This window comes from Streptomyces sp. NPDC002580 (genome assembly GCF_042889485.1).
Classification (GTDB): domain Bacteria; phylum Actinomycetota; class Actinomycetes; order Streptomycetales; family Streptomycetaceae; genus Streptomyces.
The window spans coordinates 1,248,732-1,274,662 of sequence record NZ_JBIAQZ010000001.1 but is presented as its reverse complement, the minus strand read 5'-3'; the positions used below and the strand labels follow the sequence as shown (position 1 = coordinate 1,274,662).

Genomic DNA, 25,931 nt, shown 5'->3' with positions numbered 1-25,931 from the left:
CACTTTGTGTCGGTCTTGCAACACAGCGCGCATCGGCCGAGGTCCGGCGCCGTCGACGTGGCCGTCAGGCCAGTCCCGCCTCCCTCATCTGCCGCAGCTCCTTCTTCATCTCCGAGACCTCGTCGCGCAGCCGGGCCGCGATCTCGAACTGGAGATCGGCCGCGGCGGCGCGCATCCGCTCCGTCAGCTCCTCGATCTGCCCGGTGAGTTCGGCCGCCGGGCGATCGGTCGGCACGGCACTCTTGCCCTGGGCGGACTTGGCGGCACGGGCCGCCTTGCCGCCCAGCGCGGGAACGGGCGCCTTGGCGCCCTTGCCGTCCTTCGCCTTGCGGTAGCCGGAGCCGAGCAACTGCTCGGTGTCGACGTCCTCGCGGGCGATCCGCGCCACGATGTCGTTGATCTTCTTGCGGAGGGGCTGGGGGTCGATGCCCCGCTCCTTGTTGTAGGCGACCTGCTTCTCCCGGCGGCGGTTGGTCTCCTCGATGGCCCGCTCCATCGCCGGGGTGATCCTGTCGGCGTACATGTGGACCTGGCCGGAGACGTTGCGCGCCGCGCGGCCGATGGTCTGGATCAGGGAGGTTCCGGAGCGCAGGAAGCCCTCCTTGTCCGCGTCGAGGATCGCCACCAGGGAGACCTCGGGAAGGTCGAGGCCCTCGCGCAGGAGGTTGATGCCGACCAGGACGTCGAATTCGCCGGCACGCAGTTCACGCAGCAACTCGACGCGGCGCAGGGTGTCGACGTCACTGTGCAGGTAGCGCACCTGGATGCCCAGTTCCAGGAAGTAGTCCGTGAGGTCCTCGGCCATCTTCTTGGTGAGCGTGGTGACAAGGACGCGCTCGTCCTTCTCGGTGCGGTCCCGGATCTCGTGCACCAGGTCGTCGATCTGGCCCTCGGTGGGCTTGACGACGACCTGGGGGTCGATCAGGCCGGTGGGGCGGATGATCTGCTCGACCTTGCCGTCCGAGCGGGAGAGTTCGTACTGCCCCGGCGTCGCCGAGAGATAGACGGTCTGACCGATGCGCTTCTGGAACTCCTCCCATTTCAGGGGGCGGTTGTCCAGTGTGGAGGGCAACCGGAAGCCGTGGTCGACGAGGGTGCGCTTGCGGGAGGCGTCGCCCTCGTACATCGCGCCGATCTGCGGAACGGTGACGTGCGACTCGTCGATGACGAGCAGGAAGTCTTCGGGGAAGTAGTCGATCAGCGTGTTCGGCGCCGATCCGCGTTCGCGGCCGTCGAAGTGCATCGAGTAGTTCTCCACACCGGAGCAGGAGCCGATCTGGCGGAGCATCTCGATGTCGTACGTCGTCCGCATGCGCAGGCGCTGGGCCTCCAGGAGCTTGCCCTGCTTGTCCAGTTCGGCGAGGCGCTCCCCCAGTTCCTTCTCGATGTCGTTGACGGCGCGTTCCATGCGTTCGGGACCCGCCACGTAGTGGGACGCCGGGAAGACGTAGACCTGGTCGTCGTCGCTGATGACCTCGCCGGTGAGCGGGTGCAGCGTGGACAGGGCCTCGATCTCGTCGCCGAACATCTCGATGCGGACGGCGAGCTCCTCGTAGACCGGGAAGATCTCGATGGTGTCGCCGCGGACCCGGAAGGTGCCGCGCGCGAAGGCCACGTCGTTGCGCGTGTACTGGATGTCGACGAAGCGGCGCAGCAGGTCGTCGCGGTCGATCTCGTCGCCGACCTTGAGGCTGACCATGCGGTCCACGTACTCCTGCGGCGTGCCGAGGCCGTAGATGCAGGACACCGAGGCGACCACGACGACGTCGCGGCGGGTGAGCAGGGAGTTGGTCGCGGAGTGGCGCAGCCGCTCCACCTCCTCGTTGATCGAGGAGTCCTTCTCGATGTAGGTGTCCGACTGGGGGACGTACGCCTCGGGCTGGTAGTAGTCGTAGTAGGAGACGAAGTACTCGACGGCGTTGTTCGGCAGCAGCTCGCGGAACTCGTTGGCCAGTTGGGCGGCCAGCGTCTTGTTCGGTGCCATGACGAGCGTGGGGCGCTGGAGCTTCTCGATCATCCAGGCGGTGGTGGCGGATTTGCCGGTGCCGGTGGCACCCAGAAGCACGACATCTTTCTCACCCGCGCGGATGCGCTTCTCCAGGTCGGCGATGGCCGTGGGCTGGTCACCGCCCGGCTGGAAGGGGCTGACGACCTCGAAGGGCGCCACCGAACGTTCGATCTTGGATACGGGCCGCATGGATCCACCGTACGACCCCGCACTGACAACCGGGCCGGATCACCGGCTCTGCGGGGCCCGGGAACGGTGGGGCCGACGTTCCCGCACGGGGCGGACGGCCGGAGGACGCCCGATGCGCGGGGCGACGGAACGGGCCGGGACACCTGGTCGGTCGATCTCCGCGGGGCGTCGGGCGGGCTTGTCCAGGACCATCAGGGGGTCGAACATCACGACGGCGCCCGCAAGACAGAGGAAGACCACGGGGCCGATCATCATGGGCGCGATCAGCGCCGCCGCCGAGTCCCCCGACGGGGTGCCGTCGGCGGGGCCGTGCAGATGGACGCTGAGGGCGGCCATGCCCATGTAGTGCATGCCGCTGACGGCGAGCCCCATGACGAGGCTCGCTCCCACACTCCAGAGAAAGCCCCGCACCTGGCCCGCCGCCCAGAGAGCGGCGGTGGCGGCGACGACGGCTATGACGACGGAGGCGGAGACCGTGAGGGTGTTGTATTCGAGTTTCCCGTTGAGCCGCATTCCGGCCATGCCCAGGTAGTGCATCGACGCGACGCCCAGGCCGGTGACGGTCCCCCCGGTGAAGAGCGCCGCCCCGGTGGCGCCCCGGCAGCCGACGATGAAGATCCCTGCGCCGACCATCACGACAGCGACGCCCAGGCTCGCGAACGTCGTCGGCTTGTCGTAGTGGATGGGGGTCTCCTCGACCGTGAATCCCATCATCGCGATGAAGTGCATGGTCCAGATGCCGGAGGCGATCGCGACCGACCCGAGCGCGAGCCAGCCGGCCCGCCAGGTTCCGGCGACGAGAATCGATCTGGTGGTGCAGCGAAGTCCCAGCGCCCCGCCGAGGCAGGCCATGAAGTACGCCACCAGCGGTGTGACGAGGCCGTAAGTGAAGCCGTCGACCGTGCCCTGCATGCGCGGCTGCCTTTCCCGCCCCGTTACTTCTGGAACACCCGGAACACCCCCGCCTTCCGGACCGCCGGAGCTGCCCGGGTTGAGGCGAGAGTATGACCCTCACCGGAATGGTCGAACGATAATCCGGCAAAGAATCACGACCTCTCCCCACTTGTGTCGCGCCCGTGAGCGGAGTTGGACAACTCCATTCAATCCGCGGTCATCTCGCCTACGCCTCGTGGCGACTCTCTGCTGTCAGTCTTGCACTGTCCGCGATCGCTCCGACGCGAGGAGAACGCATGCACGCGCGCGTTGCCGCCGCCACGACCGCCGCGCTTCTTGGGGGAACCGCTTTGATACTGCCCAGCCCGCACGCCAAGGCCGACGGCCGGAGCAGGGCTCCGCTGGTCGTCTCGCACCGCGGTGCCTCGGCCTACGCTCCCGAGAACACCCTGGCCGCCGTGGACCGCGCGGCCCAGCTGGGGTTCGACTGGGTCGAGAACGACGTCCAGCGCACCAGGGACGGCCACCTGGTCGTCCTCCACGACGCCTCCCTGGCACGCACGACCGATGTCGAGGCGGTCTATCCCCGTCGACGTCCCTGGAAGGTCAAGGACTTCACCGCCGCCGAGATCGCCCGCCTGGACGCCGGGAGCTGGTTCGCCCCCCGGTTCGCGGGCCAGCGCGTGCCGACGTTGCGGAAGTACATGCAGCGTCTCTCGCGCAACCACCAGAAACTCGTCCTGGAGATCAAGAACCCCGAGCTCTATCCGGGTATCGAGCGCCAGACCCTCAAGCTCCTGAGCAACGAGGGCTGGCTCGATCCGGTGCATCTCAGGGACAGGCTGATCGTCCAGAGCTTCAGCGCGGACAGCGTCCGCACGGTGCACGAGCTGCGGCCCGGCATCACGACGGCCTTCCTGGGGACGCCGCCGGTCGCGCGGCTGACCAGGTACGCGAGGTTCGCCGACCAGATCAATCCCGACCACACGACGTTGTCGTCCGACTACGTCTCCGCGGTCCACGCCCTCCGCGGTCCGCACGGTCCGATGAGGGTCTTCGCCTGGACCGTGGACGACACGGCCACGGCGCGGCGCATGGTGGGTCTCGGCGCCGACGGCGTCATCACGAACGTGCCCGACGTGGTCCGCAGGGCCCTGAGGTAACAGCCCGATCCGTGGCGCGGACGCGGGCAGGCGTCCGCCCCACGGCGTTGTCAGTGGCGGGCCGTACGGTGGATCGCATGAACAGCCACAGGCGGAACGAGCAGCAGGTCGTGTGGACCGTCGTCGGCACGGACCTCGGTCCGCTGCTCCTCGCGGCGACACCCCACGGCCTGGTCAACGTCGTCTTCCACGCGTCGGACGCGGTGCGCGACAAGGCCCTGGACCGTCTCGGGTCCCGGCTCGGCGGCGAGCCCGTCGAGGCACCCGGGTCCCCGTTGCTGGCCGAGGCGATACGGCAGCTGGAGGCCTACTTCGCGGGCGAGCGGCGCGACTTCGACCTGCTGCTCGACTGGTCCCTGGTCTCGGGGTTCAACCGTCAGGTGTTGCGTGAGCTGGACTCCGGCGTTCCCTTCGGTTCCGTCGTGGCCTACGGAGATCTGGCCGGGCGGGTCGGCCAGCCGGGGGCCGCGCAGGCCGTGGGCGTGGCGATGGGCTCGAATCCCCTGCCGGTCGTGGTGCCGTGTCACCGGGTGGTCGAGAGCGACGGCGGAATCGGCGGTTTCGGGGGCGGTCTGGAGACCAAGCGGAAGCTGCTGGCGCTGGAAGGGGTGCTCCCCGAGCCGCTGTTCTGAATCTGAGGCGACGGCGGGACAGGAGGGGCGCTCGCGGAGACCCGCGCCCACCCCGGGCGCCTGATCCTCAGAGACTGATGTGGTACGCCTTGCGAAGGGTCTCGTGGACGGTCCACGTCGTACGGTCGCCCTCGCGCAGGAACGCCGCGTCGCCGGGGCCCACCTCGATGACGGCCCCGCCCTCCACCTCGATGGTGGCGCGGCCGCTGACGACCACGAAGAGCTCGTTCGCCTCGGTGTCGGTCACGACACCCGGTGTGATCTGCCAGATGCCGCGCATCTGCCTGCCGTCGGCGGACTCCCACAGCACCTTGCCCGTCACGACGGGGTCGCCGGAGACGATCTGCGCGGGGTCGAGCGGTTCGGGCTCGAGTTCGGCGTCGGGAATGTGCACGGCGAAGGACGGCGTGGTCCGGGAGTTCATGGTCATGAGCGGACACCCTAGGTGCTCGCCCGGCGACCGGCGCCGTGAGGGGCGCTCCGTCGGTCCGGACGCCGCGGCGCGGTTCGGGAAAGTCCTGACGCGGAGGGTGGCCGGAACGGTCGGCCGGTAGCAGACTCCGCCCTGCGCACAGCCGCTGGCATCCGAAATCACGGAGCCGAAGGGACGGCGATCAGTCATGAGCGGAAGCGGAAACAGGGCAGTCGCGTATCTCAAGCCGGGTGCGGTGGAGGTCAGGACCATCGACCACCCGACGCTTGAACTGCAGGACGGGCCGGGGGTGGCTCCGGAGAACGTCGGCAGGAAATGCCGGCACGGAGTCATTCTCAAGGTGCTCGCCAGCAACATCTGCGGCAGCGACCAGCACATGGTGCGGGGCCGCACGACCGCACCCGAGGGGCTGGTCCTCGGACACGAGATCACCGGAGAGGTGCTGGAGCGCGGTCCGGACGTCGAGTTCATCGAGGTCGGGGACATCGTCTCGGTGCCGTTCAACATCGCCTGCGGGCGGTGCCGCAACTGCAAGGAGCGCAACACGGGCATCTGCCTGAGCGTCAACCCGGCGCGCCCCGGGGCGGCCTACGGCTACGTCGACATGGGCGGCTGGGTCGGCGGCCAGGCCGAGTACACCATGGTCCCGTACGCGGACTTCAACCTGCTGAAGTTCCCCGACCGCGACCAGGCCCGGGAGAAGCTGCTGGACCTGACCATGCTGTCGGACATCTTCCCGACCGGATTCCACGGCGCGGTCACCGCCGGTGCGGGGGTCGGCTCGACGGTGTACGTCGCCGGAGCGGGCCCGGTCGGCCTGGCCGCGGCGGCGTCGGCGCAACTGCTGGGTGCCGCGGTCGTCATCGTCGGGGACCTCAACGCCGAACGCCTCGCCCAGGCGCGGAGCTTCGGCTGCGAGACCGTCGACGTGTCACAGGGCGGCCTGGAGGACCAGATCGCGCAGATCCTCGGCGAACCCGAGGTGGACGCGGCCGTGGACGCGGTGGGCTTCGAAGCCCGGGCGCACGGCCGGGACGCGCAGGAGGCGCCCGCGACCGTGCTCAACTCGCTGATGGGGCTCACCCGCGCGGGCGGCGCCCTCGGCATCCCGGGCCTCTACGTGACGGACGATCCCGGAGGGGTCGACCAGGACGCGAAGTCCGGCACGCTGAAGGTGCGCCTGGGGCTTGGCTGGGCCAAGAGCCACCGGTTCACCACGGGTCAGTGTCCGGTGATGCGGTATCACTGGGGGCTGATGAAGGCGATCCTGCACGAGCGCGTGCACATCGCCAAGGCGGTCAACGCGACCGTGATCGGCCTGGACGACGCACCGCGCGGCTATGCCGAGTTCGACCAGGGCGCCAGCCGCAAGTACGTCCTCGACCCCCATGGGGCACTGGCCGGCGTACGGCCTGTCTGACCTGGCCAGGCGAAGGGGTGCTCCCGCGCATGTGGAGCACCTCTTCCTCCTGTCGGGGGACGACAGGGGCGAGACGTGGCGAGTTGTCCACCGTGTCCCAGGGCCCGTGCCGTACGCGGTCGGTCACGAGGGTTTGGCCGGGCGCCTCGCTCGCCAGAGATCCAGGAGACGGGCAAGGCCGTCCGACGGCAGGAGGCAGACGCGTGATCGTGGTGTCCGAAGAGGTACGGGAGGCGCTCGAAGCGCGCCGGCCGGTGGTGGCCCTGGAGTCGACGATCATCGCGCACGGGCTGCCCCGCCCACAGAATCTGCAGGTCGCGCGCGAACTGGAGGGTGTCGTCCGCGGGGAGGGCGCCGTACCGGCGACGATCGCCGTCCTCGACGGCCGGCCGCGGGTCGGTCTGGACAAGGAGCAGTTGGAGCGGGTCGCCAACGAGGACGGGATCCGCAAGCTGGGGCACCGCGACCTGCCGCTGGCCGTCGCCACGGGGGCGAGCGGGGCGACGACCGTGTCCGCGACCGCTCTGCTGGCGGCCCGCGCGGGGGTACGCGTGTTCGCGACCGGAGGACTCGGCGGTGTGCACCGTGAGTGGACGGTGACCCAGGACGAGTCCGCCGACCTGGGGCTGCTGGCACGTACCCGGATCACGGTGGTGTGCGCGGGCGTCAAGTCGATCCTGGACGTGCCGGCGACGCTGCAGCGCCTGGAGACGCTGGGCGTGGCGGTGGCCGGGTACGGCACGGACCGGTTCCCCGGCTTCTACCTGTCCGACTCGGGACACCCCGTCGACTGGACCCTGGACTCCCCGGAGCAGGTGGCCGAGGTGATGCGCGCTCAGGACGCCCTGCACGCGCCCGAGTCGTCGCTCATCGTCGCGAACCCCGTTCCCGAGGAGGAGCAGCTCGATCCCGAGCTGCACGCGCGCGTACTCGCCGACGCCCTGCGGGCGTGCGCGGCGGAGGGTGTGACCGGACAGGCGGTGACGCCGTTCCTGCTCGGATATCTGGTCCGGCACACGGACGGCGCCTCCCTCGGCGCCAATCTGGCGGCGGTACGCGGCAACGTGCGTCTCGCGGGGCGGATCGCGGCGGCCTGGGCAGGGGCGTGAGCGGCGACCGGGACGACCCGGGCACCGGCCCCGCGGCTGTTGGCCGGGGCGGCAGTGCGGGCGCGGCGGATCGCCGGGCCGCGGGCGAGGTCGCGGGCGGGTTCCGTCCGGGTCTTCCGGGAGGTCGCGGGGGCGGGGCGGACGGCCCGGAGGCCGCGTGGAGCGCGCGGGCCGCCGAGGGGGCCCTCCTCGTCGTCGGCGACGTGATCACGGACGTCGTGGCCCGGCATCGCGGACCGTTGGCGTCCGGCACCGACACGGTCGCCGCCGTCCGGACCGTACCGGGCGGCGCGGGCGCCAATGTGGCGTGCTGGGCCGCGTACGAGGGCTGTGCCGACGTGCGGCTGCTCGGCCGGGTGGGCGGCGAGACCGCCGCGTGGCACGAGCGAGAACTCGCGGCGAGCGGCGTACGACCGCTCCTGGTCACCGATCCGGAGGCGCCTACGGGGACGGTGATCTGTCTGGTGGACACCGGCGCGTCGGCGGAGCGTACGTTCCTCACGGACAGCGGGGCGTCTCTTCGGCTCGCGCCGGACGACTGGTCGCCCGCGCTGCTCGACGGGGTCGCCCGGCTGCATCTGTCGGGATACCTGTTCTTCTCCGGGCCGAGCCGCGCCCTGGTGTCGGTGGCCCTGGAGTCGACGCGCGCGCGGGGCGTGCCGGTGAGCCTCGACCCCGCGTCGGCGGGGTTCCTCACCGAGCTGGGCGTGGACCGCTTCCTCGAACTCTCCGAGGGCGTGGACGTCCTGCTGCCCAGCCGTGACGAGGCGTACCTGCTGACCGGGCTGCCCGATCCGGCCGGCGCGGCGGCCGAGTTGAGCCGCCGATTCCCCCTGGTGGTCGCCAAGCAGGGGGACGGCGGAGCCCTGGTGGCCCGTTCCGGAACCGTCCGGGCCCGGGTGCCGGCCCTGCCCGTGACCCCTCAGGACACGACGGGCGCCGGCGACGCGTTCACCGGCGCGTTCCTCGCCGCGCTGCTCTCGGGAGCCGGGGCCGAGGAGGCGGCGAAGGCCGGGTGCGCGGCGGGGGCGCGGGCTGTGGAGCGGGTCGGCGGACGACCGCCGTCGGAGCGTCGGCCGTGTCACGGGGAGGAGACAGGGGTCCGCTGACCGCACCCCTGTACCCGGGCTATCGCACTGACCACACCCACCGGTCCACCGCGTCTCCCGCACCCGCCGCACCACCGCATGCGGGCCTGCCCGGGTGGGCTCGGGCCCGGCTCCGCGCCGTACTCAGTTCTTGCGTCCCCAGGCCGAGATCATCGGCGCGGTGGCCAGGTCCATGGACCCGGCGGCGACGTTCGCCAGATGCCGGTCGATCTCCTCCTCGGTGGCCAGACCCGCGGTGACGAGCTGGTCGCGGATCTGCCGGATCGTCGCGGACTCCAGCGTGTCGCAGGCGGGTGAGGTGACCGGAAAATACGCGTCGGCCTCCACGCCCCGCAGTCCCTCGTCCCGAAGCAGCCGCGGGAGTTTACGGCCGTAACCGAGGTCGGCACCGCGCTCGGCGAGCAGCTTGCGGAAGCCCTGGCGCAACCGGTTCGCCAGTTGCTGCTCGGGGCCGAACTCGTCGGGGCAGAGCAGCGGCTGCAGAGCGGGGTCGGCGTCCTCGACCAGGAGCCGGCCCCCGGGGCGCAGGGCCTTGATCATCGACCGCAACGCTCTGTCCCGGTCCGGCACATGGACCAGTACGAGCCGGGCGTGCACGAGGTCGAAGCCCTCCCCCGGCGGCTCCTCGGCGCCCACGTCGTGGACGCGGACCTCGATCGGCCCGCGTGCGACGGAGGCCGCCCACGAGGTGTCGATGTCGGTCGCGACGACCTTCCCCGTCGGACCGACCTTCTTCGCGAGCCAGGACACGACAGACGTACCACCCGCCCCGACCTCCCAGCAGCGCCATCCGGACCCGACGCCGAGGCGCTCCATGTGCCGGAACGTCGTGGGGTCGAAGAGAGTGGCGAAAGCGTCGAAACGCTGTCCCGCCTCGGTCTGCTGGTTGTCGAGGAGATACCCGTCGGTTCGCGTCATGGGGAGATCATCCCAGTTGGCACGCTTGTCCGGAATGGCCGACGCTCCCGTCGCCCGCCCCCGCGTCACCAGGGCGCAGTGCCTGGCGTCGGGCCGAGCACCGGCACCCGCCGTCGCGTCGGCCGGGCGTCGCACACACGGAACGGAACGCTCCATTCCCACAGCCTTTTCCGAGGTCCGACCAAGCCTGGCAGACTGGCCCGCCAGGCGCAGAGTGCGGCCCGAGGAGATCCACACGAGGAGATCCAGATGTCCATGGCAGGGAATTTGCGGAGGGTGACCGCTCTGGGTGCGGTCGACGGCCTCCGCAAGGTGGCGCGGCTGACGCGGCGGCGCACCCGTGTCGACCTGAGTCACCCGGCCCGGTCGCCGCTGGGCTCGTCCGTGGTCAACTGCGTGGCGTACCGGGACGGCGTCCGGATCCCCGAGGGGCGCGATCTGGTCGACACCGTGGAGCGGATCCGCAAGCGCGACGAGGGATTCGTCTGGCTCGGACTGCACGAGCCGACCGACGTGGAGTTCGCCGGTGTGGCCGAGCTGTTCGACCTGCATCCCCTGGCCGTCGAGGACGCCGTCGAGGCACATCAGCGTCCGAAGCTGGAAGGGTACGGCGACACGCTGTTCGCCGTGTTCAAAACGGTCTGCTACGTGGAACACACGGAGCTGACGGCGACCAGTGAAGTGGTGAACACCGGCGAGATCATGGTGTTCGTCGGACCGGACTTCGTCATCACCGTGCGGCACGGACGGCACGGGTCCCTCGGCCCGCTGCGCGAGGAGCTGGAGTCCGATCCGCAGCAGTTGTCCAAGGGGCCGGCCGCGGTCCTGCACGCGATCGCCGACCATGTGGTCGACGACTATGTGAACGTCACGGACGCCGTCCAGGCCGACATCGACCAGGTCGAGGCTGATGTGTTCGCCGAGAACGGCGCACGCACGGACGCGGGCCGTATCTACCAGCTCAAGCGGGAACTCCTCGAACTGAAGCGGGCCGTGGTGCCGCTCGCCCGGCCGGTGCAGGAGCTGGCGACGCGGCCGATCCGCGTGGTCGACCCGGAGATACAGGCGTACTTCCGGGATGTCTCCGACCATCTGCTGAGGGTGACCGAGCAGATAGCCGCGTTCGACGAACTGACCAACTCGATCCTGCAGGCGCATCTGGCGCAAGTGACGGTGGGGCAGAACGAGGACATGCGGAAGATCACGGCGTGGGCGGCGGTCATCGCCGTACCGACCATGGTCTGCGGGGTGTACGGCATGAACTTCGACAACATGCCCGAGCTGCACTGGAGGTTCGGCTACCCGATCGTCGTCGGCTTCATATCCATCGGCTGCTTCGTCCTCTACCGGGGGTTCAGGCGCAACGGCTGGCTCTGACGCGTCCGCCGACCGACGCGAGCGGCACGAACGGCCGACGAGAGCGCGACGCGTAGGGCATGAGCCCGCGGCCGGGGCGTGTGCCTCGGTGTGCCGGGGGACGGAGTCGGAAGGCCCGGGTGGATCGACGGGGTCAGCGCGTCGCGCCTCTCGCGTAGACGCTCTCGACCCAGGCCGCGAGCTGCTCGTCGCTGACATGCTGGGCGAGGTCGGCCTCGCTGATCATGCCCACCAGACGCTTGTTGTCGATCACCGGAAGCCGGCGGATCTGGTGCCCCTTCATCTCCTGGAGCACTTCGCCCACGTCGGCGCCGGCGTCGATCCAACGCGGTGTGCCTCGGGCCATCTCGCCCGCGGTGACCCGCGCGGGGTCCCGGCCCATGGCCACACAGCCGACGACGATGTCTCGGTCCGTGAGGATTCCGCAGAGGCGTTCGTCCTGGTCGCTGATGGGCAGGGCGCCCACGTTGAGATCGCGCATCAGCTGGGCCGCGCGGTCCAGGGTCTCGTGCGCGGGGATCCACTGGGCACCACGGTGCATGATGTCTCCGGCGGTGGTCATGGAGTACCTCCCGGTGCCGGACGGCCGGCGCGGCGCGGACGCACCGCTGGTCCCGACGCCCTTTATTCTCGCCGCGCCTCAGGGCCCACGCACCTGGAGGTACGGCCGGGCGCGGCCCGGCGGACCGGGGCGACGGCCCTCGTGATCAGCCGTTCCAGGCGGGGTGCCGGGGGTCGTCGGCGCGCACCAGGACACCGGCCGCGGTCGCCGGGTCCACCTCGCTCTCGTAGCGGGCGAAGGCCGGCAGCGTCCACTGTTCCGCCTCGGGGGTACGGCGGCGGAGGGCGCCCGGGGACAGGAGCACGTGGACGCTGAGATCGAACGGGAACCAGTGACGCAGGAGGAGAGGCCCATGAAGCAGCAGAATTCCGTCGTGCGGGAGTTGGACGTAGGGACTGCGGGTGGCCCGGTCGGTGGCGGGGTCCCGGAGGTCGGGCAGGACCCTGCCGTCACCGTCGGGTTCGAGGGGACCGAAGACCTCACGCCAGAGAGCGCCGGTGTCGAACCAGCCGTCGTAGTAGGCCTCGACGTCCTGGTGGCCGTATTCGAGCCGAAGGGAGGCCGGGCGCAGGAAGCCCTCGGTACTGACGACCAGCGAGGAACGGCCGCGTACGCGCAGCGCCTCGGAGACGAGGTGCGCGAGTTCCCCGGGGCGGGCGGCCGGGGCCCCGTCGAAGGCGACGCGTGGCCAGGGGCTGCCGTCGGCCGGTTCCAGGTCGAGCAGCCGGTGGGCGAGGAGGTCGCCGAGCCGTTCCCAGGTGATCGCTTCGAGTCGCACAGGCCCATGATGCCGCGATCGCGAAGGGACTCGGCAGGCGGGACGGACGGCGATCGGGCGAGTCCGCCGCCGCACGGCCGGGGCTGCCGTCGCACAGCCGGGGCCGCCTCGGTGAGCGGGTGCCACCCGGCCACGTAGAGATCGGCCCGGTCCGGGGAAGGAACCGTCTATGGCTCCGACCGCCGCACCCTCGTACCGGAACGGACCGCTCGTCGTCCAGCCGCTGAAGAAGCGGCACTGCGCCGAGTGCCGGAGCGGGCCGCTCGCGCTGCTGGTGCTGGAGGAGGGGACTCCTCGGTGTCTGGACTGCGCGGATCTCGGACACCTGGTGTTCCTGGCGCGGGGCGACACCGCGCTGACGCGACGATCGAGGGAGGGCAGCGCGCTGTCGGCCGTGGTGGTGCGGTTCAACCGACGGCGGGGCCGGTACGAGCGGCAGGGCGTCCTGGTCGAGGAGGAGGCGCTCGCCCGGGCCGAGGAACGCTGCCTGGTGGACGCGGAGGCGCGGCGGCGACGCCGGGTACGGGACGCGCGGCGCCGCGAGGTGGAGGACGTTCGCTTCACGGACGCGTTCGCGCGGGAGATCGGCCGGTTGTTCCCACGCTGTCCGGCCGGCCGGGCACGAGCGATCGCCGCGCATGCCTCGGTGCGCGGCAGCGGGCGGGTCGGGAGGAGTTCGGCGGGCCGGGCGCTGTCCGAGGTCGCGGTGACCGCCGCGGTCCGCGCGTCCGTACGGCACACGGAGACACCGTACGACCAGTTGCTGATGAGCGGCGTGCCGCGGAACGAGGCGCGTCGCCGGACGGCGGCCACGGTGGACACCAGGCTCCGGGAGTGGCGCGACGATCTGACCGCGCGGGCGTGAGCCGTCGGAGGGCTGGGCCGGATCGGACTGGAACGGACTGGAACGGACTGGACTGGTTGGACCGGACTGGGCGGGTACGGAGGTGGGCGGGGACGAGAAGGGAGTGGGGCTGGGGCTGCTCTGACGGGTTGGGGGACGGGGCCGGGGAGGCGGGGAGGGGCGGGGGCGAAGGGGGCGGGCTGCGGAAGATCGACGGGCTCCGGGCTGTGGGGAACCGGCTCGTCCGACGAGGGTGGACGCTCGCGTATGTGCCCGCGTCGCTCGGCCATGGCGACCGTCGTCGTAGCGGATTTCACTTGTGGTGACGATCGGCGCTGTGCAGGATCTTGGGCTTGGTGACTTCGACGCGGGAGTGGACATGATCGACGGACCGTACTTCGTGCTGGCTCTGCTGGGAGTGCTCGGCTGCGGGCTGGTCGCGGGGGTGTTCTGCGGGTTCTCGACCTTCGTCATGAGGGCGCTCGCCCAGTTGCCGCCCGCGCAGGGGGTCGCCGCGATGAACGCGATCAACACCGCCGCCGTCCGCCCCGCGTTCATGCTGGTGTTCCTCGGGTCGGCGGTGCTGAGCGCGGTACTGGCGGTGGTGACGTTCGTGCTGCTGCCCGACGACGGGGCGGTGGAGTTGCTGCTCGGCAGCGCGCTGTATCTGTTCGGGGCGTTCGGGGTGACGATCGCGGCGAACGTCCCGCGCAACGACGCGCTGTCGAAGCTGGAGCCCGGGACGCCTGAGGCTGCCGCCCACTGGCCCACGTTCGTGCGCGAGTGGACGATGTGGAACCACGTCCGCATGATCGCCTCGGCCGCCGCCGCGGTCTCGTACACGCTCGCCCTCACCTGAGCCGTCCGCCCGTCCGCCCGTCCAGCCCTCCATCTCCCCACCCGGCCCTGGATGTTGAGCCGCGTGCGCCTCGCCGACCGCCCCGAGCCGCCCGCCTGCCTCCCGGTCCTCGCCTGCCTCTCCGTCCGCGCCTGGCTCGCCTTCCTTGTCACGGCGCCCGGCCGATCCCTCGGTCCGTGTCGTCCGGGGCGGCGGCACATGCGGAGGCGACGTATCGTGGCGGGAAAGGAGTGCCGCCCGGATTCGTGGCCGATCACGGCAGGCGAGGTGCGGCCCCGCCCCGGTACGCGTACATGACGGAGACGGCCATGGCCGATCCCAAGGGTTTCATGACGACACCGCGCCTGGAGCACCCGCGCCGGCCCGTCCACGAGCGGGTGCGGGACTGGAACGAGGTGTACGTCCCGGGAGCCCTGCTGCCGATCATCGACAAACAGGCCGACCGCTGCATGGACTGCGGCATCCCCTTCTGCCATGACGCCTGCCCGCTGGGCAACCTGATCCCCGAGTGGAACGACCTCGTCTCGCGCCGGGACTGGCGGGCCGCGAGCGACCGGCTGCACGCCACGAACAACTTCCCCGAGTTCACCGGGCGGTTGTGCCCGGCACCGTGCGAGGCGGGCTGCGTGCTGGCGATCAACCAGCCCGCGGTCACTATAAAGAACGTCGAGGTCGCCATCGCCGACCGCGCCTGGGAGGACGGGTTCGCACCTCCGCGTCCACCGGACCGGCTCTCGGGGCGGACGGTCGCGATCGTCGGATCGGGACCCACCGGGCTGGCCGCGGCCCAGCAGTTGACGCGGGCCGGGCACACGGTGGCCGTGTACGAACGGGCGGACCGGATCGGTGGTCTGCTGCGGTACGGGATCCCCGCGTTCAAGATGGAGAAGCGGCATCTGGACCGGCGGCTGGCCCAGATGCGCGCGGAGGGAACGAAGTTCCGTACGTCGAGGTCGATCGGCACCGACATCGGGGCGACCGAGCTCAAGGCCCGCTACGACGCCGTGATCCTCGCCCTCGGGGCCACCGCGTGGCGTGAACTGGACGTGCCGGGACGCCAGTTGTCCGGCATCCATCAGGCGATGGAGTATCTTCCGCTGGCCGACCGGGTCTGCGAGGGCGATCTGGCGGTCTCCCCGCTGTCCGCGGCGGGCAGACACGTGGTGATCGTCGGCGGCGGCGACACCGGAGCCGACTGCCTGGGGACGGCGGTGCGTGAGGGCGCCGCGTCCGTGACCCAGCTCGACATCTACCCGCAGCCGCAGGCCGAGCGCGACGAGGACGTCGAACCGTGGCCGACGTACCCGAAGATCTATCGCCTCTCCGCCGCGCACGAGGAGGCCGGCACACTCGGCACGGCACCGGCGGCGGACGCGGACGCCCGGCTCTTCGCCGCGTCCACGCTCCACTTCGGCGGGGGCGCCGACGGTCGGGTGCGCTCGCTGCACCTCGTCGAGGTCGACGAGCGGCGCGCCCCGGTCCCCGGCTCCGCACGGGTCCTGCCGGCCGACCTCGTGCTGCTCGCCCTCGGCTTCTCCGGCCCGGACCGGCACGACGGCCTGATCGACCAGCTGGGACTGGCCCTCGAACCGCGTGGCACGATCGCCCGGGACACCGGCTTCGCCACGAACGTTCCCGGGGTGTACGCCGCCGGGGACGCGGCACGCGGCCAGTCGCTCATCGTGTGGGCGATCGCCGAGGGCCGGGCGGTCGCCGCGGCCGTGGACCAGGCGCTGAGCGGGGCCGCGCGTCCGCGTCTGCCGGCCCCGATCGGCCCGTACGACCGCCCCATGACCGTGTAGCGCCGAGGATCACCACGAGGTGCCGGGCCGGCTCGGCCCGACCACGCCCGAGGTCGCGGCGGAGTGCGCGCGGGGCGACGCCGAGCACGCTCTCCCCGGTAGGGAGCCCGGAGGCGGAGAGCGCCACCCGCCCAGGGGCGGACAGCGTCACCCTGGGGCGCCCGGCACGGCCGGGGCCTGCCCCGCGCACGGCCGGGGCCTGCCCCGCGCACGACCGGGCGGGTGGCGTGTCAGCGGCGCCCGTCCGTACCGGCCTGCTTCGCCGTCGACAGGGCGATCCGGTTCCACGTGTTGATCGCGAGGATCAGGGCGAGTACGTGGCCCAGTTCCTGGTCGTCGAAGTGGGCGGCCGCCTCGGCGTAGACGTCGTCGGGCACGCCCGCGTCGGCGACGAGGGTCACCGCCTCGGTCAGGGCGAGGGCGGCCCGCTCCTTCGGTGTGAAGAAGTGACGGGCCTCGCGCCAGACCGCCACCATGTGCAGCCGGTCCTCGCTCTCACCGGCCTTGCGGGCGTCGTTGGTGTGCATGTGGAGGCAGTACGCGCAGTGGTTGAGGTGCGAGGCGCGGATCTGGATCAGTTCGACGAGGGCCGGGTCGAGCCCTTCCCGGGCCGCCGCGTCGAAGCCGATGAGCGCGCGGAAGGCCTTCGGAGCCGACTTGGCGAAATCGACCCGGGCGGGCTTCGTCACGATCGCCGCACCGGCCTCACCAGCCCCACCAGCAGCCCTTGCGACGCTCGTGTCGGGCGTGACGCTCGCCTCGGCGTAGGTGTTCGGGTGGGCGCTGGTGTCCGTCGTGGTGTTCGTGTTCGTCGTCATGACCATGAATCTACGGGCCGTAGAGACCGGCTGTAGGGTGCATTTCCATGGCGGAATCATGGGTCAATTCTGCGGAGCGGATCGGCGCCGATCTGCATCTGGAACTGTCGGGTCCCGGCGGGCGGCGGGCCGCGCTGACCCGCGCGCTGCGCGAGGCCGTACGCGGCGGGAGGCTCCTGCCGGGCACCCGGCTGCCGCCGTACCGCTCGCTCGCCGCGGACCTCGGCATCGCGCGCAACACGGTCGCCGACGCCTACGCCGAACTCGTGGCCGAGGGGTGGCTGACCGCCCGGCAGGGCTCGGGGACCCGGGTCGCCGAGGGGGCGGCTCCCCCGCCTGCGGGTCAGCGGGCCGACTCCGCCGCGCCGGGCGCTCCTCCGCGCGTGCCCAAGCGGACGCCCCGTGCGCAGGGCCCCCGGCACGATCTGCGGCAGGGCACTCCGGACGCGTCCTCGTTCCCGCGTGCCGCCTGGCTGGCGTCTTCTCGCCGGGCCCTGCAGAAGGCGCCCAACGAGGCCTTCGGGCCCGGCGATCCGGCCGGACGGGCCGAGTTGCGGGAAGCCCTCGCCCGGTACCTGGCGCGGGCGCGGGGGGTGCGCACGGAGCCCGGACGGATCGTGATCTGCTCGGGTTTCGCCCATGCCCTGCGGCTGCTCTTCCCCCAGGTCCTGCGGGGCCCGCTGGCCGTCGAATCGTACGGACTCGGCTTCCACCGCGGGCTCCTGGCCGACGCCTCGGTGCGGACCGTCCCCCTGCCGCTGGACGAGGACGGCGCGCAGGTCGGCGAGTTGGGGAGGGAGCGGGCCGTACTGCTCACGCCCGCGCACCAGTTCCCGACCGGCGGCCCGCTGCACGCCGAACGGCGGGCGGCGGTGATCGGCTGGGCACGCGCGCGCGGCGGAGTGATCCTGGAGGACGACTACGACGGGGAGTTCCGCTACGACCGCAGGCCCGTGGGCGCGTTGCAGGGGCTGGATCCGGAGCGGGTCATCCACATCGGATCGGTCAGCAAGAGCCTCTCACCGGCGCTGCGCCTCGGCTGGATGGTTCTTCCGGAGCGGTACGTCGCTCCCGTACTGGAGGCCAAGGGCGAACGGGAGGCGTGGGTCAGCGCGTTGGACCAGTTGTCGCTCGCGGACCTGATCGATTCCGGTGCGTACGACCGGCATGTGCGGCGGATGCGGCAGCGGTACCGGGGACGGCGCGACCGGCTCGTGGCCGTCCTCGCCGCGCGGGCGCCGCACGTCGAGGTCACCGGCATCGCGGCCGGGCTGCACGCCGTGCTGCGACTGCCGCCGGGAACCGAGCGGTCGGCCGTCAAGGCGGCCGTATGGCGAGGGGTCGCGCTCGACGGGCTCGACGAGTTCCGGCACCCGGAAGCGGCGACGTCCGCGCCGGACGGGCTGGTGGTGGGGTACGCGACGCCCGCGGAACACGCCTACGGGGCGGCGCTGGACGCCCTGTGCGACGCACTGCCACCGGGCTGAGTGCCCTTGACCGGGCGCGGCCACGAAGTCGGCCGCGATGCCGGCCGCGACCTGTTGCGCCAGTCCCGGCGACCGTCGAAGGGCGCGGTGTCCGTCCCGGCGGCCGCCCCGGCCCTCCGAGCGGTCGTCCCGCTTCGTCGCGGCCGGGCTCGCGCTTCCTTCGGGCGTTTCCCGCCACCGGCCTGTCGCAAGCCTCAAGTCGACCCGTGTCCGCACGGCCCGCACCCCACCGCCGTCCTTGTGTCCTGCCCTCCGGCCGACCGGCCAAGCCGGCCGGCCCGTGACCGGGAACCCCGCGGCGGGGTGCGCAACCACCTTGCAGAACCTACGGTTTGCGTCCCACCGCTCCGTAGCCCGGGATGACTCCGTCGTCCTGGCCCGGTACCGGCTCGCCCAGTTCCGGGTGCCAGTGGTGGACCACCGTGACGCCGGGTTCCACCAGGTCGAGGCCGTCGAAGAAGCGGGTGAACTCCTCGCGGGAGCGCAGCGCCAGGGTGACGCCCGCCGCCTTGAGCTTCTCGATCGCCGCCGCCGACTCCTCGGGAGTGAAGTCGGCGGTCGCGTGCGTGACCATCAGGTGGCTGCCGGAGGGCAGTTCGGACAGCAGCCGGCCGACCAGCTCGTGCGCGCCGTCCGCGTCCGGGACGAAGTGGAGCAGCGCGACGAGGGACAGTGCCACGGGCCGGTCGAAGTCCAGGATCTTCCTGGCCCCGTCGAGGATGGCGTCCGGGTCCCGCACGTCGGCCTGCAGGTACTCGGTGACACCCCGGTCGGAACTGCGCAGCAGGGCCGCCGCGTGGGCCAGCACGATCGGGTCGTTGTCGCAGTAGACGACCCGCGCGTCGGGTGCGACGGCCTGGGCGATCTGGTGAAGGTTCGGCTCGGTGGGGATACCGGTGCCGATGTCGAGGAACTGCCGCACGCCGTTCTGGGCGAGCCAGCGTGTGGCACGGTGCATGAAGGCGCGGTTGACCCGGGCCATCACCGGCACCCTCGGATCGAGGGCGAGCATCTGCCGGCCCATCTCCTCGTCGACGGGGTAGTTGTCCTTTCCGCCGAGGTACCAGTCGTACATCCTCGCGGGATGCGGCTTGCTCGTGTCGATCTCGTGGGGGGTCTGCCCGGTCATGACGGTCTCCGTAGGTCCGCGCCGTAGTGGGTCGTCAACTCAGAACCAAATTCAGGGAAGTCGGGGAAAAGAAGAACACAAGTCGTTCAGGAGAGAAGGAAGTCCGCCTCTCCCGCTTTCGCGCCCTGGATGAACGCGGTCATCTCACCGGGCGTGTAGATGAGGGCGGGACCGTCCGGGTCCGCCGACTGGCGCACGGCGATACGGCCGTCGGCGAGCTTCATCGCCTCCAGGCAGTTGCCGCCGTTGCCGCCGCTCCACGGCTTGTGCCAGCCCTCGCTGCCCAGTTCACGGGCGGGCATTCCGTTGTAGACGCGCACATCGCCTATTCGCGGGTTGATGCGTTCCGGCTTGATGCGTTCCATTCACAGCTCCTTGCGGAGATCCCGGAGGATCTCCTTCGTGCGATGTGCCGTGGCGGCTTGAGCCGCCATGCGGTCCATGACCTCCAGGTGGGTCGCCACCTCGGATCGCGCGTCCAGGTAGACGGCGCCGGTCAGGTACTCGCTGTAGACCATGTCCGGGAGTTCCGGCATGGCGAATCGGAACAGCACGAAGGGCCCGTACGTGCCGGGGTGCGGCCCCGAGGCGAACGGGATCACCTGCAGCGTCACGTTGGGCAGCTTCGTGGCCTGGAGCAGCTTGTCGATCTGGGCGCGCATCACCTCGGGGCCGCCGATGGCGCGGCGCAGGGCCGTCTCGTCCATCACGGCCCAGATCCGGGGCGCGTCGGCGCGGGTGAGCAGAGCCTGGCGCTGCATGCGCAGGGCGACGTGGCGCTCGATGTCCTCGGGCCTGGTCTGCCCGATGGCGCCCGCCTTCAGGACGCCGCGGGCGTAGTCCTCCGTCTGCAACAGGCCCGGGACGAAGTGGGGTTCGTACGAGCGCAGGAGGGCGGCCGCGCCCTCCAGGCTGACGTGCATGGAGAACCAGTCGGGCAGGATGTCGTGGAACCGCTGCCACCAGCCCGGCTTGTTGGCGTCCTCGGCCAGCCGGACGAAGGCCTCGGCCTCCTCGTCGCTGATGCCGTACGACTTCAACAGGAGCTGGAGGTACGGGATTTTGAGGGAGACCTCGGCCATCTCCATACGGCGGACCGTGGCGGGAGCGACACGCAGGATCCGCGCGGCCTCCTCACGTTTGAGACCCGCTCGTTCCCGCAGATCCAGCAGCCTTCGCCCGAGGACGACCTGACCGACCGTCGGCGCGGAGCGCGGTTCGCTCACGTCCCACCTCCTGATTCCGGACAGCCCAGGCGGCGCCGTCCGGGTTCTTCCTCGTCCTCCTCGACGATCCCAACTGGCGCCGCTCTGCTTGCTGTTGCCAGCAGTGTGCCACGCGCCCGCACGGCGTCACACGGCACTCTGCAATTTTCAGAGTGACACTTGCCAAGTGTTCACGGCGGGGAGATAGTGGCAAGCGTGATTCCGTCCGCGCCGTTAGGAACAGACGCCGTCGAAGACCGGTTCGGTCTCGGCGCCGCCACCGGCCACCACCCGGGCACGGCCGCCGAGCGCCGGTTCCGATTCGAGGTGGCCGCACACCCGGGCTCCGTGGCCCGGGCGAGAAGCCTCACCCGGTCCCGCCTGTCCGGCTGGGCGGTGTGCGCGGACACCTGCGACACGGCGGCTCTCGTCGTCTCGGAGCTGGTCACCAACGCGATCGTGCATGCCGCCGGGCAACGCGTCGTCTGCGAACTGCAGGACGCGGACGACCTGGTGCGCATAGCCGTGCGCGACGAGGGATGCGCTCCGGGCGAGCCGCACCCCTCTCCCCGACGGCCCGACGAGGAGCACGGGAGGGGATTGTTTCTCGTCGCGGCAGTGTCCAGGGCCTGGGGGGCCCAGGACACCGGGCCCGGCCTGCTGGTGTGGGCGGAGCTCGCACGCTCGGCAGGCCGGGCCGATCACCCGACGGACACCACCCGCCGGACCCTGACGGACATCGGCACGCCGGACGCGGACCCGCGCCCCGCGCACACCCGCCCGGGCCTGTCCGACGCGGACACCGGCCCGCGGGCGGATCTGGGCTGGAGTGCGAAGAAGCCCCCGAACGACGGTCGGGGCTCGGGCGCGGAGGGGTCCTGGGGGGCGGGAACCATGGGGGTCGCCCAGGACCCCTCCGCCCGGAGCCGGGACGATGACGGGGTCCAGGACAGGGACCCGGACGCGCGTCAGGACCGGGACGGGAATCAGGACGGGGATCGGGATCCGGATCGGGGGAGCCTGTGAGGCGTACGTCGGCGACGGGGCCCGCGACGCGGATCCTGAGCCTGGACACGCTGGTCCGCGTCAAGCGCGACCGGCCTGCGCCCGGGCCGCTGAGACGTCTCCCCGTCCCCGAGGGCATGAGAGTGCCGCTGGGCTACGACGCGGTGTCGGTGCCCGCCCCGTTCGGACCACCACTGCTGTCGCGGCTGCCTCGCGTGGGCTGTGTCTACGCGGACCCCACCCACTGGTGGTGGATCGTCCCCGCCGACTCCGACGTCGCCCTGGAATGGCCCGCGCCGGCCCACTACTCGACGGGGGCCGTCATGCCGGACGCACCGCGGCTTCCCGGGCTCATCCACAAACCGGATGGCATGATTCCGTACACCCCGCCGATACCCCTGTATCTGGCCCTGTGCCGGCTCACGGGGACGACTCCCTCTTGGTCCCGTCCCATCAACGCGTGACCCCGGATGATTCCCTGACGGCGCCCCGCACGGCTCGGACGAAAAGTCGGCAGGAGGTCGGACGGATCCTCCGGGATCGCCCCTCTGGCCCCCGGGCCCCTCGGGTCACCCAGGCGGTCCGCAGGATCGCAGGCCCCCTACGGGTGCTGTCCGTAGCGGGCCGGGCGGCTCATGCCGAAGGTGTCCGCGCCCTGACGCCGCCGGTGTCGCGCGGCCTCACTCGACGCCCTCGACCCCGCCCACGACGACCAGGAACGCGTCGGAGGCGAGATCCATGACGACCTCCACGGCCTGACCCTCCTGACGGCGCGCCTGCGCGAACTCCTCCGCGGGCCACGACCCGCGCGGACCGCCGGCCGGAAAGCGCTCCAGCACCATTCGCCCGTTCACCCTGTACCTCCATGTCGCGCCGCTCTCCAGAGTTAAACGCCCGCCATGGGGTGAACGGCTCGGGAAGTGACAGTACTGAGACGAACTCGACACTCGGTCGCAGACACCCGGTGAGGATCACCGAAGGTCCGCCGGCCTTCCGTCCTGTCCCGTCAGTCCTCGTACTCGTCGTGGTAGCGCACGCGTTCGCTGCCCGCGGGCGCCCCCGACGCGGACGCCCGGCCCTTGGGCTCCTCCCACTCCTCCTGGCGCCCCAGCGCGGTGAGATCGAGGAGGGAGGTCGTGGAACCCAGGCCGTCGAGGCCGCGTTCGTACGTGGAGTACGTGTGGAAGACGCGGTCGTGGTCCCGCAGGAAGCAGCTCATCCCGGGCCGTTCGCAGGGCTCGTCCCCGCCGAAAGACACCTGGAAGTCGTAGTTGAAGTCACCGCCGTACGACGAGTACCAGGGCACGGTCCAGCCCATCCGGGCCTTGAACGGCAGGATCCTCGTGTACGGCGCCCGGGACACGGCGGCGAACTCCGTTCCACGGGCCCGGAGATGGGCGAGGTGCCCGATCTGGTCCAGGAAGCCCGAACAGCTGCGGCAGCCCGCGTCCCACTCGGGAGCGAACATGAAGTGGTAGACGACGAGTTGGTCGCGTCCCCGGAAGAGGTCGGGCAACGTCGCCTTCCCCTCGCCGCTCTCGAAGACGTACTCCTTGTCGATCTCGACCATCGGCAGTCCGCGCCGTGCCGCGTTCAGAGCATCACGCGCGCGGGTGGCGGCCTTCTCCTCGACCAGCAGTTCCTCGCGCGCGGCGCGCCATTCCTCACGCGAGACGATGTGCGGAAGCGTCATGTGCTCCTCCTGCGAAACGGTGCCTACCTGTGGTGGACCCGTCGGGGAGGCGGAACTCATCGGCACGGCCCCAAGATCTTCCGCGGGCGCGTCGCCGGACGGTCTCAGACCGCCACGGGCCGCCCGGACGGCGTCCGTGACCCCATGTGCTCGCGCCGCTCGGCGAGTTCACCGAGGAGTTCGGCGATCCGGTCGGTGTGCCGGGGTGTGAGCCGGCCGGTGTCGTCGAGCTGCACGGCGCACGCCGTGGTCGTGTCGACGAGCCGTTCCAGGGTGCCGGCGACCTCGCCCGTGCCTTCGGAGTGCCGTGCCAGCGCGGGGAGTTCGGCGGCGGCGAGGTCGATCGCGGCCCGGGCTTCGGCGAGCGCGCGGTAGGCCTCGCGGCGCAGGACCCAGCGGCCCCTGCGGTCACCGGACGTGTCGTCGCCCAGCACGTGGGCGAGATAGACGTCCGCCGCCTCGGTGGCCCGGGTGAGTCTCGCCCGTACGGTCCCGCCGCGCTGCCCCAGCGTCGGCAGATGTCCGACGAGCAGCACGATCGCACAGGCCAGCAACGTCTCGGCGATCCGGTTCCAGGAGGCCCCCGGCTCGCCGCCGACCATCACGAGCGCGAGGACGAGAACCGTGACGACGGCGGTCTGCGCGGCGAAGTGCCGGGCGGCGACCGGGATGAGGGCGCCGCAGACCGCGACCAGGACGACGAATCCCGTCGGCCTGGGCAGCAGCAGAGCCAGCGCGGCGAACGCGACCGCGCCGAGGACGGTTCCCGCGGCCCGGCACAGCACGCGGGAGGCGAGCGGTCCGAGATCGGGTTTGACGAGGAAGACGGCGGTCGCGGGGAGCCAGTACCAGTGCGGGTGGTCGCCGTACCAGCGGGCGTGGTGCAGGGCCTGTGCCACGGCGAGGCTCGTGCCGAAGCAGAGGGCGACCCGGATCCCGTACTCGCGTCCAGCGGAACCGACAGCGGTGCTCATGAGGGAGACCATGGTGCGCCGCCGGGTGTGCAGGGCGTGACCGACACCCCGGTCGAAGGCCTCGGCCGCGTGCAGCAGTGCCTCGTGCAGGGCGCGCAGAGCGGGCACCGCGGACGGGTTCCCGAGCGGGCCGGACCGGGCGTCGGGGACGGCGGGCGCGGGCAGCGGGCCGGTGGGGTCGCCGGTACGGACGGCGACGGCGAGCCGCCGGGGGCCCTCCGCGGCCCGCGCGGGAACGGTCCCGCCCGCCCAGGCGAGCGCGGTCGCGGCCTCGGCCAGCGGGAGGGCGGCGGCGTACTGCGCGTGCAGCCGCCGCTCGGCCGCGGAACTGGCGTACCGCCGCAGCCGGGGCCCGGCGAGCGCGTCCTGCGCGTGGTCGAGGGCGGCGGTCAGCTCGACGCGCCGCCGGGTCGCATCGGGTCCGCCCGCGGCGATCAGGAGCCGGGCGACGGCGTCGTAGACGCCGCCGACGGCTTCCCGTTCCCCGTCGAACCGGTAGTCCCCGGCGTTGACCGCGGTCGTCGGCAGTGCGAGGCGCAGCGCGAGCAGCCAGCAGGCTCCGCCGAGGAAGAGGAGCGCGCGCTCCCATCCGGGTTCGGGGAGCGGCATCCCGGCCCCGATCGCCGAGGTGACCAGCAGTTGGGTCCCGGCCCCGGAGGCGACGGGTCCGGTCGCACTGACGGCTCCGGCGAACAGGCCGAGTCCGGTGAGGAGGAGGGTGAGCGTCACGGCGCCGGTGTGCTGTCCGGCGTACGACCCGACGAGCAGGCCGACCGCCCCGGCGAGAGCGGGCGCCCCGAGCCGCCCGACGGCGGTCCGCCTGCTCCCCGGGCGGTCGTTGATCCCCGCCAGCATGGCGCCGAGGGCGGCGACCACTCCGAGTGAGGTACGGCCGCTCAGTACGGCCAGGAGCAACAGTGGCCCGGCGGCGAGTGCTCCCCGTAGGACCGCGTTCCAGGGGACGGGTCCGCGCTGCGCGCGCAGGGCATGGGCGAACCAGGGGGGTGGGGCGAGGCGGGTGCGACGCACGGGGCTCCTGTCGGGCGAGGCGAAGGGTGCCTTCGGGCGACGTCGGCCGGGCTCGTGTCGTTACCAGGGTAGTGCGCTTCACCGGCGGAAAGAGGGCCCGGAGATTTCCACGAGGTGACATTCCGCGGGAAGACCGTGCGGTCCGGCCGGTGAGCGCGACCACCGGGTGTGGGTCCCGGCCTGCAGGTCGGGCGGCAGGTCCGGACGGCAGGTGGGGTGGAACCGAGTGGCCGGGACGACGGGGTCCGGGTGGCCTCAGGCCGGTGACGGCGAGACGCCTGTCACCGGACGGGATCGGGAGGATCGTGTGCCGGGCGAGGGAGCGGGTCCGAGGGCGTAGCCGGCCCCCGGACCCTGAGATGCCACCATGTCGCACGCCGGCACGCTTGAGAACCCAGGTCAGTCGTTATGTCGCCGCGTCCTGCCTTTGGACCACCACGCATCGAGCTGCGCGGACTGGACTTGAACCAGCATCTCGGCGTACTGGGGCCTGG

Annotated in this window: 25 protein-coding genes; 12 read left to right on the top strand and 13 right to left on the bottom strand. The window is 71.6% G+C overall.

Annotated elements, in window-relative coordinates; all coding sequences use genetic code 11:
* Nucleotides 1-64 precede the first annotated feature (64 nt).
* Together uvrB and ACFYW7_RS05475 are read right to left on the bottom strand one after the other, a co-directional pair.
* Nucleotides 65-2,197: an excinuclease ABC subunit UvrB gene (gene uvrB / locus ACFYW7_RS05480; RefSeq protein ID WP_389498083.1), complete on the bottom strand. Its 2,133-nt coding sequence runs from the start codon at nt 2,195-2,197 to the stop codon at nt 65-67.
* A gap of 39 nt (nt 2,198-2,236) precedes the next feature.
* Nucleotides 2,237-3,109 carry an MHYT domain-containing protein gene (locus tag ACFYW7_RS05475; protein ID WP_389498081.1) on the bottom strand — a complete coding sequence of 291 codons (873 nt, stop codon included), beginning with the start codon at nt 3,107-3,109 and terminating at the stop codon, nt 2,237-2,239.
* Nucleotides 3,110-3,387: 278 nt separating this feature from the next.
* Here ACFYW7_RS05475 and ACFYW7_RS05470 point away from each other — a divergent pair, with 278 nt between their 5' ends.
* Both ACFYW7_RS05470 and ACFYW7_RS05465 read left to right on the top strand, forming a co-directional pair.
* Entirely contained in the window at nt 3,388-4,254 is an 867-nt protein-coding gene (locus ACFYW7_RS05470; protein WP_389498079.1) for a glycerophosphodiester phosphodiesterase, read from the top strand.
* Nucleotides 4,255-4,331: 77 nt separating this feature from the next.
* A complete protein-coding gene (locus ACFYW7_RS05465) occupies nt 4,332-4,886 on the top strand; it encodes a methylated-DNA--[protein]-cysteine S-methyltransferase (RefSeq protein ID WP_389498077.1) in 555 nt (184 codons plus the stop codon).
* Between the two features lie 67 nt (nt 4,887-4,953).
* Here the strand turns inward: ACFYW7_RS05465 and ACFYW7_RS05460 are convergent, their stop codons facing one another.
* On the bottom strand, nt 4,954-5,316 hold the full coding sequence (locus ACFYW7_RS05460; protein ID WP_389498074.1) for a cupin domain-containing protein: 363 nt from the start codon (nt 5,314-5,316) through the stop codon (nt 4,954-4,956).
* Nucleotides 5,317-5,506: 190 nt separating this feature from the next.
* On the opposite strand from ACFYW7_RS05460, the gene fdhA reads away from it, so the two are divergent.
* The 3 genes from fdhA (at nt 5,507) to ACFYW7_RS05445 (ending at nt 8,957) form a co-directional block, all read left to right on the top strand.
* On the top strand, nt 5,507-6,739 hold the full coding sequence (fdhA, locus tag ACFYW7_RS05455) for a formaldehyde dehydrogenase, glutathione-independent (protein ID WP_389498071.1): 1,233 nt from the start codon (nt 5,507-5,509) through the stop codon (nt 6,737-6,739).
* 203 nt (nt 6,740-6,942) lie between these two features.
* Entirely contained in the window at nt 6,943-7,848 is a 906-nt protein-coding gene (locus tag ACFYW7_RS05450) for a pseudouridine-5'-phosphate glycosidase (protein ID WP_389498069.1), read from the top strand.
* The gene (locus ACFYW7_RS05445; protein ID WP_389498067.1) at nt 7,845-8,957 is read left to right on the top strand and encodes a carbohydrate kinase family protein; all 1,113 of its coding nucleotides are present in this window, start codon (nt 7,845-7,847) and stop codon (nt 8,955-8,957) included. Before ACFYW7_RS05450 ends, ACFYW7_RS05445 begins: the two co-directional genes overlap by 4 nt.
* A 123-nt stretch (nt 8,958-9,080) precedes the next feature.
* Here ACFYW7_RS05445 and ACFYW7_RS05440 read toward each other — a convergent pair whose 3' ends face one another.
* The gene (locus ACFYW7_RS05440; protein ID WP_389498065.1) at nt 9,081-9,875 is read right to left on the bottom strand and encodes a class I SAM-dependent methyltransferase; all 795 of its coding nucleotides are present in this window, start codon (nt 9,873-9,875) and stop codon (nt 9,081-9,083) included.
* 249 nt (nt 9,876-10,124) lie between these two features.
* Here ACFYW7_RS05440 and ACFYW7_RS05435 point away from each other — a divergent pair, with 249 nt between their 5' ends.
* Complete coding sequence (locus tag ACFYW7_RS05435) at nt 10,125-11,252, top strand: magnesium and cobalt transport protein CorA (protein WP_389498063.1); 1,128 nt, start codon at nt 10,125-10,127, stop codon at nt 11,250-11,252.
* Nucleotides 11,253-11,385: 133 nt separating this feature from the next.
* On the opposite strand, the gene ACFYW7_RS05430 is transcribed toward ACFYW7_RS05435, so the two are convergent.
* Nucleotides 11,386-11,814, bottom strand: a complete 429-nt coding sequence (locus ACFYW7_RS05430; protein ID WP_389498060.1) for a CBS domain-containing protein — start codon at nt 11,812-11,814, stop codon at nt 11,386-11,388.
* 145 nt (nt 11,815-11,959) lie between these two features.
* Entirely contained in the window at nt 11,960-12,592 is a 633-nt protein-coding gene (locus ACFYW7_RS05425) for a uridine kinase (protein ID WP_389498057.1), read from the bottom strand.
* Between the two features lie 169 nt (nt 12,593-12,761).
* On the opposite strand from ACFYW7_RS05425, the gene ACFYW7_RS05420 reads away from it, so the two are divergent.
* The 3 genes from ACFYW7_RS05420 to ACFYW7_RS05410 all read left to right on the top strand — a co-directional run bounded on the left by ACFYW7_RS05420 (nt 12,762) and on the right by ACFYW7_RS05410 (nt 16,097).
* Entirely contained in the window at nt 12,762-13,457 is a 696-nt protein-coding gene (locus ACFYW7_RS05420; protein ID WP_389498055.1) for a DUF2293 domain-containing protein, read from the top strand.
* Between the two features lie 358 nt (nt 13,458-13,815).
* Nucleotides 13,816-14,295 (top strand): DUF1772 domain-containing protein, encoded by a 480-nt coding sequence (locus ACFYW7_RS05415; protein WP_389498053.1) that lies wholly within the window; start codon nt 13,816-13,818, stop codon nt 14,293-14,295.
* A gap of 308 nt (nt 14,296-14,603) precedes the next feature.
* Entirely contained in the window at nt 14,604-16,097 is a 1,494-nt protein-coding gene (locus ACFYW7_RS05410) for a glutamate synthase subunit beta (protein WP_389498051.1), read from the top strand.
* Between the two features lie 230 nt (nt 16,098-16,327).
* On the opposite strand, the gene ACFYW7_RS05405 is transcribed toward ACFYW7_RS05410, so the two are convergent.
* Nucleotides 16,328-16,921 (bottom strand): carboxymuconolactone decarboxylase family protein, encoded by a 594-nt coding sequence (locus ACFYW7_RS05405; protein WP_389498049.1) that lies wholly within the window; start codon nt 16,919-16,921, stop codon nt 16,328-16,330.
* Nucleotides 16,922-16,962: 41 nt separating this feature from the next.
* Between ACFYW7_RS05405 and ACFYW7_RS05400 the strand changes: the two genes are divergently transcribed.
* Entirely contained in the window at nt 16,963-18,402 is a 1,440-nt protein-coding gene (locus ACFYW7_RS05400) for a PLP-dependent aminotransferase family protein (protein WP_389498047.1), read from the top strand.
* Nucleotides 18,403-18,727: 325 nt separating this feature from the next.
* Here ACFYW7_RS05400 and ACFYW7_RS05395 read toward each other — a convergent pair whose 3' ends face one another.
* From ACFYW7_RS05395 to ACFYW7_RS05385, 3 genes are all read right to left on the bottom strand, one after another.
* Nucleotides 18,728-19,531 (bottom strand): SAM-dependent methyltransferase, encoded by an 804-nt coding sequence (locus ACFYW7_RS05395; protein WP_389498045.1) that lies wholly within the window; start codon nt 19,529-19,531, stop codon nt 18,728-18,730.
* Between the two features lie 86 nt (nt 19,532-19,617).
* The gene (locus ACFYW7_RS05390) at nt 19,618-19,896 is read right to left on the bottom strand and encodes a DUF397 domain-containing protein (RefSeq protein WP_389498043.1); all 279 of its coding nucleotides are present in this window, start codon (nt 19,894-19,896) and stop codon (nt 19,618-19,620) included.
* Nucleotides 19,897-20,757 carry a helix-turn-helix transcriptional regulator gene (locus tag ACFYW7_RS05385; protein WP_389498041.1) on the bottom strand — a complete coding sequence of 287 codons (861 nt, stop codon included), beginning with the start codon at nt 20,755-20,757 and terminating at the stop codon, nt 19,897-19,899.
* 186 nt (nt 20,758-20,943) lie between these two features.
* Between ACFYW7_RS05385 and ACFYW7_RS05380 the strand changes: the two genes are divergently transcribed.
* Both ACFYW7_RS05380 and ACFYW7_RS05375 read left to right on the top strand, forming a co-directional pair.
* Nucleotides 20,944-21,762 carry an ATP-binding protein gene (locus ACFYW7_RS05380; RefSeq protein ID WP_389498040.1) on the top strand — a complete coding sequence of 273 codons (819 nt, stop codon included), beginning with the start codon at nt 20,944-20,946 and terminating at the stop codon, nt 21,760-21,762.
* Entirely contained in the window at nt 21,759-22,205 is a 447-nt protein-coding gene (locus ACFYW7_RS05375; RefSeq protein ID WP_389498039.1) for a hypothetical protein, read from the top strand. Before ACFYW7_RS05380 ends, ACFYW7_RS05375 begins: the two co-directional genes overlap by 4 nt.
* 216 nt (nt 22,206-22,421) lie before the next feature.
* On the opposite strand, the gene ACFYW7_RS05370 is transcribed toward ACFYW7_RS05375, so the two are convergent.
* The 3 genes from ACFYW7_RS05370 to ACFYW7_RS05360 form a co-directional block, all read right to left on the bottom strand.
* Nucleotides 22,422-22,595: a hypothetical protein gene (locus tag ACFYW7_RS05370; RefSeq protein WP_389498619.1), complete on the bottom strand. Its 174-nt coding sequence runs from the start codon at nt 22,593-22,595 to the stop codon at nt 22,422-22,424.
* A gap of 152 nt (nt 22,596-22,747) precedes the next feature.
* Nucleotides 22,748-23,434, bottom strand: coding sequence for a DUF899 domain-containing protein (locus ACFYW7_RS05365; protein ID WP_389498037.1), 687 nt, complete (start codon nt 23,432-23,434; stop codon nt 22,748-22,750).
* Nucleotides 23,435-23,538: 104 nt separating this feature from the next.
* Nucleotides 23,539-25,437 (bottom strand): FUSC family protein, encoded by a 1,899-nt coding sequence (locus ACFYW7_RS05360; RefSeq protein ID WP_389498035.1) that lies wholly within the window; start codon nt 25,435-25,437, stop codon nt 23,539-23,541.
* Between the last annotated feature and the right edge of the window lie 494 nt (nt 25,438-25,931).